The organism is Rhodococcus sp. 06-470-2, from assembly GCF_002258235.1.
Lineage (GTDB): Bacteria > Actinomycetota > Actinomycetes > Mycobacteriales > Mycobacteriaceae > Rhodococcoides.
The window spans coordinates 20,508-36,096 of the sequence record NZ_NOYB01000040.1 but is presented as its reverse complement, the minus strand read 5'-3'; the positions used below and the strand labels follow the sequence as shown (position 1 = coordinate 36,096).

16 protein-coding genes are annotated in these 15,589 nt (G+C 62.3%); 9 read left to right on the top strand and 7 right to left on the bottom strand.

The window, feature by feature from the left end; translation table 11 throughout:
- The first annotated feature begins 443 nt into the window (after positions 1-443).
- From CH276_RS22980 to CH276_RS22965, 4 genes are all read left to right on the top strand, one after another.
- On the top strand, positions 444-893 hold the full coding sequence (locus CH276_RS22980; protein ID WP_094629416.1) for a carboxymuconolactone decarboxylase family protein: 450 nt from the start codon (positions 444-446) through the stop codon (positions 891-893).
- Positions 894-1,042: 149 nt separating this feature from the next.
- Positions 1,043-1,795: a DNA-formamidopyrimidine glycosylase family protein gene (locus tag CH276_RS22975; protein ID WP_254923948.1), complete on the top strand. Its 753-nt coding sequence runs from the start codon at positions 1,043-1,045 to the stop codon at positions 1,793-1,795.
- Positions 1,796-1,903: 108 nt separating this feature from the next.
- Positions 1,904-3,751 carry a DEAD/DEAH box helicase gene (locus tag CH276_RS22970; RefSeq protein ID WP_094629415.1) on the top strand — a complete coding sequence of 616 codons (1,848 nt, stop codon included), beginning with the start codon at positions 1,904-1,906 and terminating at the stop codon, positions 3,749-3,751.
- Positions 3,751-4,323 carry a hypothetical protein gene (locus tag CH276_RS22965; protein ID WP_141214773.1) on the top strand — a complete coding sequence of 191 codons (573 nt, stop codon included), beginning with the start codon at positions 3,751-3,753 and terminating at the stop codon, positions 4,321-4,323. The genes CH276_RS22970 and CH276_RS22965 overlap by 1 nt, the downstream gene beginning before the upstream one ends.
- A 21-nt stretch (positions 4,324-4,344) precedes the next feature.
- Here the strand turns inward: CH276_RS22965 and CH276_RS22960 are convergent, their stop codons facing one another.
- Positions 4,345-4,809, bottom strand: coding sequence for an SRPBCC family protein (locus CH276_RS22960; protein ID WP_032398164.1), 465 nt, complete (start codon positions 4,807-4,809; stop codon positions 4,345-4,347).
- Positions 4,810-4,856: 47 nt separating this feature from the next.
- Entirely contained in the window at positions 4,857-5,225 is a 369-nt protein-coding gene (locus CH276_RS22955; protein ID WP_094629413.1) for a winged helix-turn-helix transcriptional regulator, read from the bottom strand.
- A 79-nt stretch (positions 5,226-5,304) separates the two neighbouring features.
- On the opposite strand from CH276_RS22955, the gene CH276_RS22950 reads away from it, so the two are divergent.
- Positions 5,305-5,715, top strand: a complete 411-nt coding sequence (locus CH276_RS22950; protein WP_094629412.1) for a RidA family protein — start codon at positions 5,305-5,307, stop codon at positions 5,713-5,715.
- A gap of 57 nt (positions 5,716-5,772) precedes the next feature.
- Here the strand turns inward: CH276_RS22950 and CH276_RS22945 are convergent, their stop codons facing one another.
- The 5 genes from CH276_RS22945 to CH276_RS22925 all read right to left on the bottom strand — a co-directional run bounded on the left by CH276_RS22945 (position 5,773) and on the right by CH276_RS22925 (position 11,524).
- A complete protein-coding gene (locus CH276_RS22945) occupies positions 5,773-7,764 on the bottom strand; it encodes a TerD family protein (protein WP_094629411.1) in 1,992 nt (663 codons plus the stop codon).
- 132 nt (positions 7,765-7,896) lie between these two features.
- Positions 7,897-8,685 (bottom strand): amino acid ABC transporter ATP-binding protein, encoded by a 789-nt coding sequence (locus CH276_RS22940; RefSeq protein WP_303396066.1) that lies wholly within the window; start codon positions 8,683-8,685, stop codon positions 7,897-7,899.
- A complete protein-coding gene (locus tag CH276_RS22935; RefSeq protein ID WP_094629410.1) occupies positions 8,682-9,422 on the bottom strand; it encodes an amino acid ABC transporter permease in 741 nt (246 codons plus the stop codon). Before CH276_RS22935 ends, CH276_RS22940 begins: the two co-directional genes overlap by 4 nt.
- 30 nt (positions 9,423-9,452) lie before the next feature.
- Positions 9,453-10,313, bottom strand: coding sequence for an ABC transporter substrate-binding protein (locus CH276_RS22930; RefSeq protein WP_094629409.1), 861 nt, complete (start codon positions 10,311-10,313; stop codon positions 9,453-9,455).
- 206 nt (positions 10,314-10,519) lie between these two features.
- Positions 10,520-11,524, bottom strand: a complete 1,005-nt coding sequence (locus tag CH276_RS22925) for a LacI family DNA-binding transcriptional regulator (protein ID WP_094629456.1) — start codon at positions 11,522-11,524, stop codon at positions 10,520-10,522.
- 172 nt (positions 11,525-11,696) lie between these two features.
- On the opposite strand from CH276_RS22925, the gene CH276_RS22920 reads away from it, so the two are divergent.
- From CH276_RS22920 to hydA, 4 genes are read left to right on the top strand one after another with little or no spacing between them, the layout of a single operon-like run.
- On the top strand, positions 11,697-12,659 hold the full coding sequence (locus tag CH276_RS22920; protein ID WP_032398170.1) for a dihydrodipicolinate synthase family protein: 963 nt from the start codon (positions 11,697-11,699) through the stop codon (positions 12,657-12,659).
- Positions 12,649-13,797 (top strand): NAD(P)/FAD-dependent oxidoreductase, encoded by a 1,149-nt coding sequence (locus CH276_RS22915; RefSeq protein WP_094629408.1) that lies wholly within the window; start codon positions 12,649-12,651, stop codon positions 13,795-13,797. The genes CH276_RS22920 and CH276_RS22915 overlap by 11 nt, the downstream gene beginning before the upstream one ends.
- 13 nt (positions 13,798-13,810) lie before the next feature.
- Positions 13,811-14,197, top strand: coding sequence for an allophanate hydrolase-related protein (locus CH276_RS22910; RefSeq protein WP_032398172.1), 387 nt, complete (start codon positions 13,811-13,813; stop codon positions 14,195-14,197).
- On the top strand, positions 14,194-15,582 hold the full coding sequence (gene hydA, locus CH276_RS22905) for a dihydropyrimidinase (RefSeq protein ID WP_032398505.1): 1,389 nt from the start codon (positions 14,194-14,196) through the stop codon (positions 15,580-15,582). Before CH276_RS22910 ends, hydA begins: the two co-directional genes overlap by 4 nt.
- The last annotated feature ends 7 nt before the right edge of the window (positions 15,583-15,589 follow it).

Sequence of the window (15,589 nt, the reverse complement as noted above, 5' to 3'; positions counted from 1 at the left end):
CGCCTCCGATGCGGTGCAGCTTCCGGGCATCCTCGCCACTGATCGACACCGTTGTGAGTTGCTCGATCGCAACTTTTTCCTCGATCGTTCACTTCGTGCCGCGCGTTGTACTCACTGTCTCAGTTGCTTGACTATTCAGAATCTGAGATTGTTGTTCGCTGACACGGGAGGAACGCGAATCGCTATGTCGAAGGCATCGAAAGACCCCCGAGAGGGAAGTACGGCGCAGGAACCTGGCGCGCATTCTTCGTTTCTCGAGCTGTTTCTCGAAGCGACTCGCGCAGAGCATGTCTCCGACGACACACAGCCTTCGCGCGACGACCGTAGCGGTGGGCCAGCCTCTCTGCGCTGACAGACCATGGCCGAGTTCGCCTCCGCCGGCAATTCCCCTACAGCCCCCTGCCATGATCTGTCGACACCGCGCACGAGGAAGAGGAAACACAATGATCGACGACGAAGCCACGAATCGGAGCAGGGGCCCGCGATTCGAGGACGGACTCGAGGTCCGCCGAAATGTAATGGGAGACGAGTACGTCGTGAAGGCGTTTGCCCATGCCGCGAACACCGACTCCGCTGCACTGCAAGACTTCGTCACCGACACCGTGTGGGGCGGGGTGTGGACGCGGCCCGGCCTCGACCACCGCAGCCGCAGCCTGCTCAATCTCGGGATCCTCATCGCGCTGCGCGCCCACGAGGAACTCGCAGGCCACGTACGAGGGGCGCTGCGCAACGGCCTCACCAGAACGGAAATCACCGAGACGGTGATTCATACAGCGGGCTACTGCGGAGCACCGGCCGCGCTGGCGGCGATGCGCGTCGTGCAGAAGGTCCTCGACGCCGAACTGGGACCGCTGGTGCCCGAAGTGGACACGAACGAGTCGAAAGACCGATGACGGCACCCGCGCATAGCGCCCGCGAATCGGGTACACCGGATCCATGCCGGAACTACCCGAAGTGGAAAACGCCCGACAGGTCGTCGAAAAAGCCCTCGATCGCGTCATCGTCGACATCGACGACACCGACACGTTCGTGCCGACCGCACATGCCAGGCGATATCGCCCGGGCACTGAAGGGCGGGAAACTCACCGAGGCGCGTCGACGAGGCAAGGCCATGTGGTGCGAAACCGTCACGGCCGACGGCTCGGGCGGTCCGACCCTGGGCATCCACCTGGGGATGGGTGGACGCGTCATCGTCACCGCTCCCGACGGTGAACGCACGTCGCAGTACGGGGGTGGCGACCCTCATGTCGGTGAGCGCCCGACCGACAAGCCCGAGTGGACGCGCTTCTCCATGACGTTCGACGACGGTGGACAGCTTCGACTCTTCGACAAACGCCGCCTCGGCCGGGTTCGACTCGAACCCGATATCGACGCTCTCGGCCCGGATGCCGCGGAGATCACCCGCGACGACTTCCGTCACCGAATCGGTTCCAGTGGTGCACCTCTCAAAGCCCGACTACTCGATCAGTCCGCCATTGCAGGCGTCGGCAATCTACTGGCCGACGAGGTGCTGTGGCAGAGCGAGCAATCCCCGTCCAGGCGCGCCAAGACACTCACGACGGAGGAACTCGACGAGCTCCGCGTTGTTCTGCGCCGCGCGATCAGATCAGCGATAAAGAAGGGTGGCGTACACACCGGGGAGATCATTCCGTTCCGAAAAACGGATGCGGCGTGCCCTCGATGTGGTGCGCCGATGGCCCGCGGAACAGTGGGCGGCCGCACGACGTGGTGGTGTTCTAGCAATCCTGATCCGATCCATCGCGGAGTCTTATCCGATGGCGCTGTAGGACAGTAATTTTGGGAAAAGTCAAGCCATTTCCGGATGCGACACAATGTCACCGGACGGCGTACGGTGTTGGCAGCTTCGGACCCAGCCGAGGCAGCGAACTTCGCCGGAGGGTGCATGCTTTCGACCGCCGACACAGACCCAGCTCCTCACGTCACCTATCTGCCTCACCGTCATTGTTTCGCCGTCTGGCACAGCACCCCGGAGGCGACACTCGAAGGAGAGTCCACTCCCGTCGAGCTTGCGGTTCCCGGCGCGGACGGCACCGTTGCCGTGCGCACTGTGGACGCGCAACTCGTGGCGGCGAACGGTTGCGAGCTCCGAACCGCAGCCGGCTCTGCGGAAGGCATGTCGGCACGCGGATGGTTGGCGATCCTGAACTACGTCGAGCACAATCCCGACGTGAGCGGGGTTCCACGAGATCTCGTCGATGCACTCCCGCCTGCGGCGCACGCTGTTCCCAATGCCGGCGGCTCCAGCGTGATGACTGCACATGGTGCCGCTGACGCGCTCCGCGCCAGCCTGCGCATGCAAGACGACTTGACCGAGAGTGCGTCTACCTTCACTCCGAGGCCCTATCAACTGCACGGTGCGTCCTGGGTGCCGACGGTTCAGGAGATCGGCGGCGGCGGAATCCTCGCCGACGAGATGGGGCTGGGCAAGACGCTCCAGGCCATTTCGCACATGATCGTCGGAGCGCGGCGAGGCGAGGGCAGCTACCTGGTCGTCTGCCCGACGTCGCTGATCAGCAACTGGCGCCGTGAGATCGAGAACTTCTCCGATGGCGAATTGGTCGTCAACGTGTACCGCGGACCGTCCCGCACCCTCGAGCACTGCGCCGACGCGGGTTCGGTGACCGTCACCGGGTACCCCACCCTGCGCACCGACACACATCGATTGAGCGAAATATCCTGGAGCACTGTGTTCTTCGATGAGGCGCATGTGATGAAGAACTGGCGGACCAAGATTGCTCGCGCAGCGCGTCGGCTGAAGTCCACCACGCGGATAGCCCTGACCGGCACTCCCGTCGAAAACCGAATGGACGAACTCTGGGCACTGATCGATCTCACCAATCCCGGACTGCTCGGAACCCGGGCTCGGTTCACCCGACGATTCTCGGCACCCATCGAGCAAGGAGGTTCGGCGACCGCACTCGCACAACTGTCGAGCGCGATCGCGCCGGTCGTCCTCCGCCGGACCAAGGCCGAGGTTGCAACGGATCTGCCGCCGAAGCACCACATCGACGTTCTGTGTCCGATCTCGAATGAGCAGGCGCTGCTGTACAACTCGGCCGTCGAGGAAGCATTCGACACCGGTTTCGGCACCGACCGTGGACGGGGAACGGCAGTACTGGCGCTGCTCACCCAGCTCAAACTGATCTGCAACCATCCTGGGCTCGTCACGGGCGATGTCAGTCGCCTGGCCGATCGCTCCGGCAAACTCGACAGGCTCACCGACATCGTCGAGGAGCTCACCGAGTCCTCGCGAGCTGCGCTCGTGTTCACGCAGTACCGCCGAACCGGGGAAATACTGGCCGAGCACCTCGAGAACGTCACCGGAGCTCCGATTCCGTTCTTTCACGGCGGACTCGACGTAGACAAGCGCGACGAGATGGTCGAGCAGTTTCAGAACGGCAATCGATCCCCCGTCATGGTTCTCAGTCTGCGCGCGGCGGGGTACGGCCTCAATCTCACCCGCGCCGACACGGTGATTCACTACGACCGATGGTGGAACCCCGCGATCGAAGCGCAAGCCACCGACCGAGTGCACCGAATCGGACAGAAGTCGCCGGTGGCGGTCATGGCACTGACGACGGAGGGAACTCTGGAGGAGCACATCGCATCACTCCATACCCGGAAGAAGGCGATAGCCGGTCTGACCGAGAGCAACAACGAGTTGGCCCTGGCGGCACTCGATGATTCGACTTTGCGCGAGACGCTGTCACTGAGGACGGTGTCGCGCTGATGGCCACCACACCTCGGGCCGCGGTATTCGGGTCGACTCCGTGGGGGAAGGAGTGGATCCGGCGCGTCGAGCCCATCGCTGTCACTCGGCCGAACCCGATGCTCCCGCGGGCGCGCAGTCTTGTGCGCAACGATTCGGTTGTCGTGAACCGCAACCAGATCGGTGAGTTTCGCTGCGTCGTGTCCGCGGGCATGAAGTGTGAGACGGCTGTGCTCTCACTGCCCCGATACACGGCGACGGAACGAAAGTCGGTGATGCGCATTCTCGCCCGCCACACGCGCGGAGGTGCGAGCAGCGGTGACCTCCCCGACGAGGTTCACGCCGATCTTGTAGCGGAAAAGTTGTCGCCGGTCCCCGACGCCACCGGAGCGTCCTGTACCTGCTCCGGAAGAATCGATCCGTGCCTCCACGTAACGGCCGCTACGTACGCCATCAGTCTGATCGTCGATCAGATGCCGACGTCCGCATTGGCCGTCCGTGGAGTCGATCTTTCGGCAGCGACTACGGTGAAGGATGTTCCTCGACGTTGGATGCCGATCGAAAATCTCGACAGCACAGCGTTCTTCGGCTGACCTGAGACCTGCGGCTCGAGATCAGGACGTCGCTTCGACTGCCAGTCGAGCGAGTGTGTCGTTCAACTGATCTTCGGTCACCAGCGGAAACTTGATCTGCTGGAGCAACTTCTTGTCCGTGACCTTGGACCAGTCGTAGGTGTGGCGGACCAGCGTCTCGTTGGGGCCCTGAGATTCGAGCTCCCACAGCCATTCCCAGCCGGGAGGCTCGTTGCCGGCGGGCGCCGTCTTCCACGCGAGCAGCTTGTCTTTGATGTAGCCGCTCACCACATTGTCGGTCTGGTACTCGCCGCCCATGTGATCGCCCTGCATGTTCATCGTGAATTTCTCGCCGACCTTCTGAATGCGGTCGGCGTGGTCCACGCTCCGGACGAACCCGGATCCATCGAGAGCTTGATGCCGCTCGGGATTGGACAGCACATCGAATACCGCGTCGACGGGTGCTTCGATGGTGCGTTCGACTGTGACCTTGGAATTCTCTGTCATGACTACCGCTTGCCCAGAATTCGCCAGCTTCAATCTTCGGACCGTCGTCACAGGAGGTCGAAGTCCGCGCGAGCTCGTTCGATCTCCGGCATGTGGTCGGTAGCCCATTGCAAGATGGCGTCGATCGGCATCCGAAGGGTCTTCCCCAGTCGCGTGATTCGGTACTCGACGGCGACGGGACGCGAACTGAGCAGGACCCTTTCGACGACACCGTTTCGTTCGAGTTTGCGCAATGTCGCGGTGAGCGATTTCTGTGTCACGTTCGGGATGGCGCGACGCAGTTCGTTGAAGCGGGAGGGTTGTTCGCAGAGTACGTCGAGCACCGCCAGCGACCATTTGTCGAGTACCTGATCGAGCAACTCGCGATGGGGCGCGCTGATGGTGAGTTCGCCCTGCACGGCCGGGGTATCGGTCATGAAACCACGTCTCCTTGAAGTTACTTTCGTGCACCAGGTATCAATAATATACCTAGCCGCAACCATCGAGGAGAAGCCGATGTCCGTCATCTATTCCAGCCCGGAAGGCATGACTCAGCACGTGCCGTACCACCATGTAGCCGTAGGTACCGGAACGCGCCACGTACACGTCAGTGGCCAGATCGCACGCCGCGTCGACGGTGCCCCGGTGGCCCCTGGCGACCTTGCGGGTCAGGTTGCACACGCGCTGAGAAATACTGCCATCGGATTGGCAGGTGCGGGTGCGACATTCAGCGACGTGGTGCGATTGACCTTCTATGTCACCCATTGGGCACCGGAGAAGATCGGCGAGTTCATGACAGGTGTCGAACAGGTCGCAGTCGACATAGGACTTCCGACTCCCATGCCGCCCGCCTCGCTCATCGGAGTCGACTACCTCTTCGAACCGGACGTACTCGTGGAGGTCGAGGCGACGGCGATACTCGACTGAATTTCACTGCGGGCCCGGATCAGTGACGACGTCGGGGCAACTCGTACAGTCGCGCAATCAGTCGACCGCAGTGTCGGTGGACGACGATTCCGGGGCCGACGGGACCCATGGCTTCAGCGGTTGCACGACGTCGCGGTAGAAGGAATCGAGGCCGTCGGTCACACTTCCGATGAAGCTGGCCGCAGAGCCCGAGCGCTTGCTACCCATCTTGGTCGGTGACGTCAGTGTGAAGTACTGCAGTTCGCTGATCCGGCCTGCGGTCAACGATTTGGTGTCCGAGCGCACTGTCGCCAAGTTCTCGCAGGATATTTCGCCTGGGTCTGCGAACACGGCTTCGACCAGGATGTCGGCAGGAGCGTTCTTCAATTGCTTGAGCAGCCATGATGCTCGTCGGAGCGCGGTCCCGTCGGTCGGAGCGTCGATAGCGGTGCTGCACTGAATCTTGTTGGTACGCAGGTCCGCTTCGACAGTGACATCTCCGGCGGCATCAGGAATGCGCAATGTGGCCGAGAGACAACCGGAGGCAACGAGTTGCTCGACGATGTACTCGTTGCGCGCCTGGGGATCTCCGCTGAACTTCCTCGGGAGGTGATGCTTCACCGGAACGCCGAGATCGGCAGTCATCCGCAAGGCCAGGTGCCTGGACAGCGACGCCCATGTATTCGCCACCGACAAGGCCTTCACATCGCCGGAGCGAAGCGTTCCTGCGGTGACCGAGTCGCGAACTGCAACCCAGTGGCGACCCATGTCGACGAACTCCGTCGCGCCTGACTTCGGGTGCGTCAGATACCGGACGAATTCGCTCAGAATCCATGCTTGCAGTGGCTCCGCAAGGTCGCCGTGCGACAACAACATTCGAGCCTCGTGAATGACCTCGGACCAGGAGATATGCCGCAGGGAGACCTTGTTCAGCTTGGTCTTGTTCACCTGGACCGGGAGCTCACCGGCGGAGGCCGGAATGTCGTTGGACAAACTCAGAACGGTCTCGTATTTATGTCGTTTTGCGACATCGAGGTAATTCTCGAGCTGCTCTTTCTGTAGCTTGCCGGTGCCGGTTTTCACTTCCAGCAACGCTGTCCACACTTGGCCCGCGCGCGATACTCGAAACACACCGTCGGGGATGACCTTGCCCTCGCCCTTGACGAACTGCACTTCGAGGTAGCCCTCGAAGGGACCGGACGGCGCTCCGGCATGTGCGCAGATTGCGCGAGCGAACGGACGAACCGCCTGCATCGTCGCGATCAGCGCCGAGGTGGCCCTCTTCTCCTGCTCCTCACCGGATCCGACACCGGACACGGAGAACAGGCGAGCCGTCTGCCACCCCTCTCCCCCGGCCAGGGTGAACTGAGGCGGCGCGACCTTCTTGGCAACGGGCTTCTTGGTGCGAACGCCGCGTTTCGGCGGTTCGACATCGACAACCGAGACGTCGACGATCTCACCGGTCGTATCGACGGCCGGCACGTGCGAGTCGGCGACCTCGACCACGACAACTTCGTTCGCCGAAGCTTCGGGCTCGCCGTCGTCGACGTCGACGCCGAAGTCCTGGGCCAAACCACCCAATCCGGATTCCCAGCCCTGACCGACCGCGCGTAGTTTCCACACGCCGTTCCGTCGGTACACCTCCCCGAACACCAATGCTCGTTCCGACGACGCATCGGCAGTGAGGAACTCCCCGAGCACCGAACCTGCTTGATCCCGCACCTGCATCGACAGTTTCCCGAAGTCACCCAATGGAACATCGTCGGAGCTACCCGCGATGACCACCTTCTCGACTTCGGCTGCGAGAGAATCGAGATGGATCGACACTCGTTCCTGTTTGCCTTCGTCGGTGCTACTGCTCCCGCGGTAGCGTACGGTCGCGTCCGCGGACTCCGGCTGGTTGTAGAAGACGAAGTCTGCATCGGACCGAACGTGCCCGCTCGAATTCACCAGCAATGCAGACGCATCGAGATCTCGCTCCGGGTCTACCCAGGACACGATGACATCCAGTTCGGTCACGTCGTCCGGCAGAGAAATGTTCTGACCCTTGACGAGAATGGGTGAACTCACGCTGACACGCTCCTGTCGGACAAATCGGACTCCGACTGCTCACCCTATTCACAGCGTGACGGTGTGAGTCGAAGACGCCCGACATTCATTCATTCGGCCTACGGCACGCATGGTTGGCCCCGCTTAGGCCGGTCAGAGGATACGACTCAAGAACTGTTGTGTACGAGCATTTTTTGGATTGTCGAAGAACTCGCGCGGAGGTGCTTCCTCCACGATCTTCCCGTCGCTCATGAAAACGACTCGGTCTGCGGCCGCTTTCGCGAAGCCCATTTCGTGGCTCACCACCACCATCGTCATACCCTCGTCGCGGAGTCGAAGCATGACGTCGAGCACCTCGTTGACCATCTCGGGATCGAGGGCAGAGGTGGGCTCGTCGAACAACATCACTTCGGGCTTCATTGCCAACGCTCGTGCGATCGCCACGCGTTGCTGCTGACCACCGGACAGTTGTGACGGATAGTTCTCTCCCTTGTCTGCAAGGCCGACGAGGTCGAGTAGTTCCTGAGCTTGCCTGCGCGCCTTGTCCTTCTGCGTGCCGAGGACATGACGTGGGCCCGATGCGACGTTGTCCAGCGCCGTCATCATGGGAAACAGGTTGAAGCTCTGGAACACCATTCCTGTGTGGTGCCGCTGCTTGGCGATCTGCGCCTCCGACAGCGGCGTTCGCTTGACCCCTTCCGAGAAGCCCATCATCTCGCCGCACACTCGGACGGTCCCGGATTCAATGGTCTCGAGACAGTTGAGCGTGCGCAGCAAGGTGCTCTTTCCACTTCCCGACGGCCCGAGCAGCAGGACCACTTCCCCTTTGTCCACCGTGAAATCGATGTCGTCGAGGACGACGAGATCGTTGTAGGCCTTGGTCATGTTCCTGACCTCGACCATCGTCGTGGCCTTCCTGGTAGTAGACGTCGCACTGGTCATCGGTTCACGGCCTCGGCTTTCATTGCGCTGTCGTCGAGCTTCGGACTCGACGGACCGCCCTTACGGCGGTAATTGCGGTCGTATCCACGCCCTACCCGTACTTCGATCATCTTCTGAATCAACCCCCACAGAGTCGTCAGCACCAGGAAGTACAACGCTGCGGCGCAGAGCCCTTCCAGCACTCGGAAATTCACCTGCACCAGGAACTGGGTCCGTCTCAGCAATTCCTGTACGGAGATGACCGACACCAGAGTTGTGGTCTTGAGCAACCCGTTGAAGCTGTTGCCGAGTGGAGGAATCATCACCCGCAGCGCCTGTGGGAGAACCACCACGCGGAAGACCTTCGTGGGCGACATGCCGAGGGCTCGTGCCGCTTCGGTCTGTCCGGTCGGAACCGAGAGCAATCCGGAACGGACTATTTCCGACAGGTATGCGGCTTCGTTGAGAACCAGGCCCACGAGTGCCGCCTCGATCACGCCCAATTTGATGCCGACCTGAGGAAGTCCGGTATAGATGATCACCAACTGCACCAGTAGAGGCGTGCCGCGCATCAGCCACACGTAGAACCCGGCGACTATCCGCAGGGGTGCGAGCTTGGATGATCGCGCGGAGGCGACCACCACTGCGAGAGCGAGTCCGAGGATCATGCTGACTACGGTGAGCCAGATCGTGACCCACGCGCCCTCGAGCAGCTGGGTGCTCGTCAGGATGGAGAAGAATGCGTCCCAGGACCACATGTGGGTGCCTTTCGACTTACGTTGGTCGGATCAGCTGTCGAGAGGACCGGTGCTCACGGCAATATCGCCGTCGTATCCGGTGACGTCGTACTGCTCGAACAGGTCGGGCAGATATCCGTCGCTCCTCATCTCCGACAGCACACGCGCCACCTCTGCGGAGGATTTGCTGTCCTTCGCGAATCCCATGGCCAGAGGTGCCTCGTTGATTCCACCGACGGCTGTCTCGAATCGTCCGTCTTCCTGGTAGAACGACGTGACCGACTCGACGATGGACGTGCCGTCGAGCTGGCCTGCCGAAAGCGCTTGATAGGCATCGGCATTGGTTTTGAATGTCTGCACTGTCAGCGCCGGCTTTCCTTCGGCCGCAAACTGCTCGGCCATGGCGGTCAGCGTGTCGAATTCGTATCCGGGCGCTTCGACCCCGATGGTCTTGCCCGCCAGGTCGTCCACGCTGGAGATCGATTCGGGGTTGCCCGACGGCACCGAGATCGAGACTGCCTGCACCTCGTACGGAACGAGATCGATGGTCTCGGCACGTGCAGGCGTGTAGAACATTCCGGTGTCGATCATGTCCCAACGGCCGGCCTGCACACCGGGAATCTGTGCCTCGAACTCGATGTTGACGAACTTCGGCGTCAAACACAGGCGCTTGGCGATCTCCTTACCGAGGTCGACACGCATGCCGATCACGTCGCCGTTCGGATCGACGTACTGCATCGGCGGAAGAGTCGCGTTGGTGGCCATCGTCAGTACGCCTTCTTCGGCAAGGTCCGAAGCACCGAGCGTGGGTGTGCAGTCCGTCGGCGCGGCTACGGAATCGTCCGAGGAACTACAGGCAGTGAGGCCGGCCACCACGACAGCGATAGCGGCGATTCCTGTTAACTTACGCATTGAGCGAGCCTTTCCATATCGACTGCAGCACTACACGTTCGAGGACGGGGCGGCAGCGACGATGAGGGAGTTGTTCGAGAAGAATCGATCTTTTGGGATCGATTGCATCAAGCGTCGCAGACGAATTCGGAGGCGTCAACGCGGTTAACACTGCCGACACGCGGTACATCAACTGTTAACCGTTCGCAGGTGATCGCGCTCACCGATCACAGTGCGGCACACGACGACCGCTCCACCAGACGAGCACCGATTCGATACGTGCGCCCATCGGGTTCGAGCGAATCCTTGATCTGCTGGAACAGCAGGTCCATTGCCACATTCGCCAACTGAGCGGCACCGTTGTCGACGACTGTGATTGCCGGCTGCCACATCGCGAGCCACGGCATGTCCTCGTGGCAGATCAGCGACAACTCGTCCGGCACCGACACTCCTCTGCCGACGAGCGTGGGCAGGATGCCGAAGACAGCCTCGTGGTTGGCCGCGTAGAGAGCAGTCATCGCCTGGGGTGCATCCAGTAACGAATTGATCGCTTCGGCGCCGAACTCCGTGGTGAACGGGCCTTTCCGGACGATCGTCTCGTCGACCGGAATGCCTGCGTCGGCCAGCGCCAGTCGATAGCCCTCGTAGCGCTCACGTCCGGACGTCGCATCCTCGTTTCCACCGACATACCCGATACGACTGTGCCCGAGCTCGATCAGGTGCGCTGTCGCGTCGCGAGCACCCGTTACGTCATCTGCCAGCACCGTCGACGCAGAGCTCCCCTTCACCGAACGGATCAGGTTGACCACCGCTCGGCCCTGCTCCAGAAGCGCATTCGACGCCGCAGCACTTCGACCGCTGCCGATCACGATGGTTCCGTCGACGCCGTGCTCGCCCAGCATGGCCAGTACGTCGTCCTCGCGCGCCGGATCGGCATCGGTGATGCAGAGCAGTACCTGAAATCCACTGGCTGCTGCCCTCTTTTGGACGACCTCGGCGACAGTGTGAAAGGTCGCGTTGAGCAGGTTGTTCATGACCAGACCGATCAAATGCGACCGGTTGGAGCGCAGCGCGCTCGCGGCCCTGTTCGGCCGATACCCGAGAACCCGGGCCGCATCCTCCACCGCTGCCCGTGTCTCCGCCGAGATCAGCGACGATCCACTCAACGCGCGTGATGCCGTGCTGCGCGAAACCCCAGCAGCGCTCGCAACGTCGATCAAGGTGACCGCCATCGGTTCTCCGTTCTCTTGCTTCACGCCTAGGACAGACATATTCGACCGTGGTCGCGTTACAAGTACGTTTCCGGCTTGACGACTCGACCACCCCGAAGGCAGTCTATGCAATCGATCCCATAAATGCGGGTACGACGCGTCGTCGATCGTCCCGAGCCCGAAAGGCACTCCCATGAATCGCGATGATGTCGCGTGGTCCGGCTACTGGCCCGCTGCCCCCACACCGTTCACGCAGTCGGGTGCCGTCGATACCGAGGCAATTTTCGACTTGATGAATCTCTACGCGCAGACGGGAGTTCACGGTGTACTCGTGAACGGCAGCACAGGCGAGTGGTTCAGCCAGAGCGACCACGAACGAAAGACCGTAACGGAAGCATCGATCGATGCAGTCGCAGGCCGCTTCCCTGTCGTGATCGGTGTCAGCGCGTACACAGCTGCGCAGTCCTCCGCGCTCGCGAAGCACGCTGCTTCCGTCGGCGCGGACGGCATACTGGCGACGCCTCCGCCCTACGTACACACCTCGGCGGAAGAGACATTCCAGTACTACCGAAGCGTCAGCACCGCAACATCACTGCCGTTCATGGCCTACAACTGGCCACGGGGCGTTGCGGTCGACATGGGAACCTCACCCGACTTGTTCTCTCGACTCGCCGACCTGGACAACGTCGTCGCGATCAAAGACAGCACCGGTGATTGGCTCGCCATGCTCGACACCGTCGAGGCCGTGTCAGACCGCGTCCGTGTATTCGGGAGTTTTCTGCATCGACGCGGCCTTGCCACGCTGCTCGAGCTGGGCGGGGACGGCAACATCGACGGAGGTGGGGTGGGCGCGCCCTTCGCGGTGCCGTTCTACGAGGCCGTCGCTGCACGGGACGCCGACACCGCGCGCATGTGGGTCGATCGTTACCGCGCGTTTTCGGGCCGGCTCATCGCCTCGGACTACAGCGGCGTCTACGCCTCCCCCATCCCTCAGTTGAAGGCCGTGATGAACCTTCTCGGTCAACCAGGAGGCACTGTGCGAGAACCACTGCTTCCGGTCACCGACGCCGACACGCTTGCCTCGCTGCAATCGGTCATCGTCGAATCGGGTATCGACGATGCCTACGCGACCTTAGGAGCTGTGCATGCGAACTGAAGTCGACGTCGTTGTCATCGGAGCCGGAATCGTCGGCGCAGCAACGGCTCTCGCCCTCACCCGCGCGGGATCCCGCGTCGCTGTACTCGATCGCACCCTGCCCAACACCGCCGGCTCGGGTACGACCGCGGGCAACCTGCACATCCAGACGATTCACACCCGCAGGCCTGGGCAGGGCCGAGCCGTCGACGTCGAACAGCTACTTCCGTTGCAGAAGTCGACGAGCACATTGTGGAACACGCTGGACGAGACCGTGCCTGGTCTCGGGCTGAACCGGTGCGGCGGCTTCATGGTGGCCGAGACCGAAGAGCAGGTCCACGCCCTCATCACGAAGCACCGATGGGAACGCGATGCGGGGATTCCGACGGAGGTACTGAGCGGTGACGAAGCGCGGCAGGCGCTACCTCTGCTCGGCCCGAGCATTCAGGCCGCAACCTGGTGCCCGTGGGACGGATTCGCCGAACCCGACCTCGCAGGCCCTGCCCTGTTGCGACAGGCCGCGGCCGAGGGAGCGTCTGTACACCCGTCGACACCGGTGATCGGACTGACCCACGACGGTGACGTCTGGACCGTCGACACCAACGGTGGGACGTGGATTGCACCTGTGGTGATAGACGTTGCAGGTCCGTGGATGGCACCGATCGCCGCGATGGCGGGGACATCGCTCGAACTCGTCCCGACGTCGTTGCAAATGCACGCGCTGAAAGCCGCGCCCCGGACGCTCGAAGTGCTCGTACAGCACGTCGGGGAAGGAATGTCGATCAAGCAGAATCGATCGGGACGCCTCGTCCTCGGCGGCGGCTGGCCTGCAGGTGCGTTCCACGACAGCGAGCCGGCCCCGAGCAGATCCGACAGCACCACGGGAAACCTGGAGCAGGTTCGACGGCTTCTGCCTGCGCTGAGCCACAATGCGCTCCTCGATACATGGACCGGGCCCGTGGTCACCACGCCCGACGAAATGCCGGTCATCGGCGAACTCGCCGGCGCCCCGGGACTATTCGTGGCAGGCGGCACCTACTCCTTCACCTTCGCACCGCTCTGGGGACACATCCTCACCGAGCTGGTGCACGGTAGGAAACCAGAACTCGACGTAACAGCGTTCTCTCCGAACCGACTCGTCCGAATACAAGCTCACTGAAAGAAGGCTTTGAATGGCACTGGTCACGATGTTCGTCAACGGACAGGCGATGTCCGGCGGCACCCTGAACGACGCGTTGCACAAGGCGCGATTCGTGGGGAAAATCGATACCGCACCGAAATACCGATTCTTCTCCGTGCGTAACGAATTTCCCGGTTTGCACCCGGTGACAACCGATGGATACGTGGTACCGGGCGAGCTCTACGAGGTCGAGTACGACGTATTGCGCGACGAGCTCCTTCCCCGGGAACCGAAGGAACTCGAACTCGGGGTCATCGAGTTGGCGGATGGCTCGGGCTCCCTGTCGATGCGAATGCGCGAGAGCCATCTGACGGCCGCCGGTGTCACCGACATCAGTGACCGCGGCGGATGGCTGGCCTACCTCGCGAGCACACGATGAAGGTCGTGCGCGGTGGGATGGTCGTCGAATCCCACTGGGCCGCTCCGGCAGACCTGCTCATCGACGACGGCAGAGTCGTTGCGGTGCTCACCCCAGGGAGCAAGGTCGACGCGGCAGCAGAGGTCATCGATGCAACCGGGAAACTGGTGATGCCGGGTGGAGTCGATCCACACTGCCACGTCGGGTTCACCTCCGGCGAATTCACCTCGCTCGATTCGTATTTGGAGTGCACGACGGCGGCCGTGTTCGGCGGCACCACCACGATCATCGACTTCGCCATCCCCCGTCCAGGTCAACAGCCGCTGGACGCCGCCGAGGTACAGCGCGCGAAAGCGTCGAGCGGACTGTGCGATTCGGCTCTGCACGCCTGCGTCGTCGAGTGGACCGACACCACGGCCGACCAACTGAAGACGCTGGCCGACGCCGGCATCCGAACTGTCAAGATGTTCACCACCTATGCCGGTGAGACGATGGCCAACGAACACACCATCCTCAACACGATGCAGACCACTCGCGACCTCGGCGGAATGGTCATCATCCACTGCGAATCCGACGCGATCGTCACCGACGCGCAGAACCTCGCGGCGGCATCGGACGGTGTCGATGCCGCACACATGTCGCGAACGCGGCCGGAGCTCGCCGAGACCGCCTCGGTCGCAGCCATTCTCGCGATCGCCGAATCACAGAGTGCACCGGTCTACTTCGTGCATCAGTCCACTCCGGCTGCCGTCGAACTGGTCGCGGACGCTCGCAAACGAGGACTTGTTGCCTTCACCGAATCGGTCGCCCACCATCTGATCCTCGACGACTCGGCCTACGAGGGTGAGCAACCGGAAGGATTCGTCTGCTGCCCACCGCTGCGCTCGGCCGAGGTGGTCGAGGAACTCGGGCGTCACCTGTTCACCGGGCACGTCACTACCATCGGTTCCGACCATTGCTGCTACGACACCGCACAGAAGCAGGTGCACAGCCACGACGTGCGGCATATGCCCAACGGACTCCCCGGAGTCGAGACGCGTCTCCCGGTGATCTACTCGCACTACGTGGACGGATTGGGTCTGACGGCCAGCAGATTCGTGGAGTTGACCTCGGCGAATCCAGCACGTACGAATGGCCTCTATCCACGCAAGGGCTCACTGATGCCGGGGTCCGACGCCGACATCGCGATCTGGGATCCCGAACTGGAATGGACGGTGACCACCGAATCACTCCACATGGCGACCGACTACACCCCGTACGAGGGACACCGACTTCGAGGAAAGCCGGTCACCGTGATCGTGGGCGGCGAGATTGTTGTCCACGACGGCGAACTCATCGACGCCACTCCCCGCGGTCGACACCTCGAGGCCTCACCCCTCGACTTCAGCGGGGCATTCAGTATGTGATCCTCGT

Bases quoted from the DNA above. Each gene is read 5' to 3' on its own strand.
- CH276_RS22910 (WP_032398172.1), top strand. From the start codon at position 13,811: ATGGCACTGGTCACGATGTTCGTCAACGGACAGGCGATGTCCGGCGGC.
- CH276_RS22960 (WP_032398164.1), bottom strand. From the start codon at position 4,809: ATGACAGAGAATTCCAAGGTCACAGTCGAACGCACCATCGAAGCACCC.
- CH276_RS22940 (WP_303396066.1), bottom strand. From the start codon at position 8,685: ATGACCAGTGCGACGTCTACTACCAGGAAGGCCACGACGATGGTCGAG.
- hydA (WP_032398505.1), top strand. From the start codon at position 14,194: ATGAAGGTCGTGCGCGGTGGGATGGTCGTCGAATCCCACTGGGCCGCT.
- CH276_RS22970 (WP_094629415.1), top strand. From the start codon at position 1,904: ATGCTTTCGACCGCCGACACAGACCCAGCTCCTCACGTCACCTATCTG.
- CH276_RS22935 (WP_094629410.1), bottom strand. From the start codon at position 9,422: ATGTGGTCCTGGGACGCATTCTTCTCCATCCTGACGAGCACCCAGCTG.
- CH276_RS22925 (WP_094629456.1), bottom strand. From the start codon at position 11,524: ATGGCGGTCACCTTGATCGACGTTGCGAGCGCTGCTGGGGTTTCGCGC.
- CH276_RS22950 (WP_094629412.1), top strand. From the start codon at position 5,305: ATGTCCGTCATCTATTCCAGCCCGGAAGGCATGACTCAGCACGTGCCG.
- CH276_RS22915 (WP_094629408.1), top strand. From the start codon at position 12,649: ATGCGAACTGAAGTCGACGTCGTTGTCATCGGAGCCGGAATCGTCGGC.
- CH276_RS22965 (WP_141214773.1), top strand. From the start codon at position 3,751: ATGGCCACCACACCTCGGGCCGCGGTATTCGGGTCGACTCCGTGGGGG.
- CH276_RS22980 (WP_094629416.1), top strand. From the start codon at position 444: ATGATCGACGACGAAGCCACGAATCGGAGCAGGGGCCCGCGATTCGAG.
- CH276_RS22975 (WP_254923948.1), top strand. From the start codon at position 1,043: ATGCCAGGCGATATCGCCCGGGCACTGAAGGGCGGGAAACTCACCGAG.
- CH276_RS22930 (WP_094629409.1), bottom strand. From the start codon at position 10,313: ATGCGTAAGTTAACAGGAATCGCCGCTATCGCTGTCGTGGTGGCCGGC.
- CH276_RS22920 (WP_032398170.1), top strand. From the start codon at position 11,697: ATGAATCGCGATGATGTCGCGTGGTCCGGCTACTGGCCCGCTGCCCCC.
- CH276_RS22955 (WP_094629413.1), bottom strand. From the start codon at position 5,225: ATGACCGATACCCCGGCCGTGCAGGGCGAACTCACCATCAGCGCGCCC.